Here is a 2,098-nt window from a genome sequence, read left to right on the forward strand (position 1 = left end):
TGCCTTCGCCGACGCGCACGCGAGCGCTCGCGGCGAGTCGCGTATAGATGCCGATCAGCGCGCGGCGGTACGGTTCGTCGACGCGGTGCGGCGACTGGTCGGGCGACGCGGCCGCGAGTGCCTTTACCGCATCGTTCGCGCCGACCAGCAGGTTCGACACCGACAGCTCGGCGCCGAGCTTGTGCACCTGTTCCAGGTAGTGCTCGAGGATCACCGCCGACTGGCGGTTGATCGCCTCGTCGAGCGTCGTGGCCGTCACGTTCGGGTTGCCGTCGCGGTCGCCGCCGATCCAGCTGCCCATCTGGAAGAACGCCGGCACGCGCGCGGGCAGGCCGTGCTCGGCGAGCGCGGCCTCGATGTCGCCGTACAGCGCGGGCAGTTCGTCGAGGAACGTCGCGCGGTAGTACGACAGCGCGTTCTCGATCTCGTCGCCGACGGTCAGGCGCGCGTCGCGCAGCATCCGCGTCTGCCACAGCGCGGTCACGCGCGCGCGCAGCATCGCCTCGTTGTACGCACGCTCGCGCGTCGTCAGCGGCTGGTCGCGCTCGGCCAAGAGGCGCGCGATATCGTGCTGCGCGTCGAGGATGCTCTTGCGCTGCACCTCGGTCGGGTGCGCGGTGAGCACGGGCACGATCAGCGCGTCGTCGAAGAAGCGCTGCAGCACGCCCTTCGACGCGCTGCCCGACTGCTTCAGCTGGTCGAGCGCGAACGCGACGGTGCCCGGCTGCGGCGTCGAGCCCGCGAGCGCGTGGATGCGGCGGCGGCGGTTGTGGTGGCGGTCCTCGGCGATGTTCGCGAGGTGCGAGAAATAGCTGAACGCGCGCACGACGCTGACCGTCTGCTCGGGCGTCAGCTTGCGCAGTTTCCGCTCGAGCGTCTGCGCGGCTTCGCGGTCGTCCTCGCGGCGGAATTTCACCGCGGTCTGGCGGATCGTCTCGACGACGTCGAACACCGCGTCGCCTTCCTGCTCGCGCACGACGTCGCCGAGCAGGCGGCCGAGGAAGCGGATGTCCTCGAACAGCGGGCGATCCTTGTCCTCGCGGGTGCGCGCTTGCGGCTTCGCTTGCGGCTTCGCGTTGACGGCTGCGCCCGCAGCGGCGGCTTTCGTCGCTGCGGCTTTCGTCGTGCGTGTTGTCTGACGTATCGGGTCTTTCGGTTTCGTTGCCGGTTTCGCACGACCGTTCGCGGCGGCGGCGATGGAGCCCGTCTGGGCGTCGGAGGAGGGCAAGGCAGCATTGCGGCGCGTCGTACGCGCCGATCCGGAAGACTTCACGATGGGTTTCCTTGGGAAAGCTCGAGTGAAAAGGAACTGCGATCCAGCGACTGCGACTACTGCGGCACATCCGCGCATCTGCGCCGCGGCCCGCGCGAGGCGGCGCCGGGCCCGTTCCGCGCCCGGGCGGGCGAGGGCGTGCGTGCTACCATTGTTCGATCTTCAATCCCGTTCTTCGATGTTCCTGCAATGAATTCCGAGACCCTTGCGGCCGAGCCGCGACAGGCACAGCCGCCGGCGACGCTGACGATTGCTTCGCGTGAGAGCCGCCTGGCGATGTGGCAAGCCGAACATGTGCGTGATGCGCTGCGCAAATTATATCCAGCTTGTGACGTGAAAATCCTCGGGATGACGACCCGTGGCGATCAAATTCTCGATCGCACGCTGTCGAAGGTCGGCGGCAAGGGCCTGTTCGTCAAGGAGCTGGAAAACGCGCTCGCCGATGGCCGCGCCGATCTGGCCGTGCATTCGCTGAAGGACGTGCCGATGGCGCTGCCCGACGGCTTCGCGCTCGCGGCGGTGATGAGCCGCGAAGATCCGCGCGACGCGTTCGTGTCGAACGACTACGCGTCGCTCGATGCGCTGCCGGCCGGCGCCGTCGTCGGCACGTCGAGCCTGCGCCGTGAGGCGATGCTGCGCGCGCGCTACCCGCACCTGCAGGTGCAGCCGCTGCGCGGCAACCTCGACACGCGCCTCGCGAAGCTCGACCGCGGCGACTACGCGGCGATCATCCTCGCGGCCGCGGGCCTGAAGCGCCTCGGTCTCGACGCGCGGATTCGCGCGCTGATCGACGTCGAGGACAGCCCGCCCGCAGCGGGCCAGGGC

At 69.3% G+C, this 2,098-nt stretch carries 2 protein-coding genes; one reads left to right on the plus strand and one right to left on the minus strand.

Annotated elements, in window-relative coordinates; translation table 11 throughout:
* Window positions 1-1,273, minus strand: a 1,273-nt coding sequence (locus G3N94_RS40955; RefSeq protein ID WP_205799858.1) for a phosphoenolpyruvate carboxylase, incomplete at its 3' end; no start/stop codon positions are given.
* A gap of 189 nt (window positions 1,274-1,462) precedes the next feature.
* On the opposite strand from G3N94_RS40955, the gene hemC reads away from it, so the two are divergent.
* On the plus strand, window positions 1,463-2,098 hold a 636-nt coding region (gene hemC, locus G3N94_RS40960; protein WP_205799859.1), incomplete at its 3' end, for a hydroxymethylbilane synthase.

Source organism: Burkholderia sp. Ac-20353, from assembly GCF_017104785.1.
GTDB lineage: Bacteria > Pseudomonadota > Gammaproteobacteria > Burkholderiales > Burkholderiaceae > Burkholderia.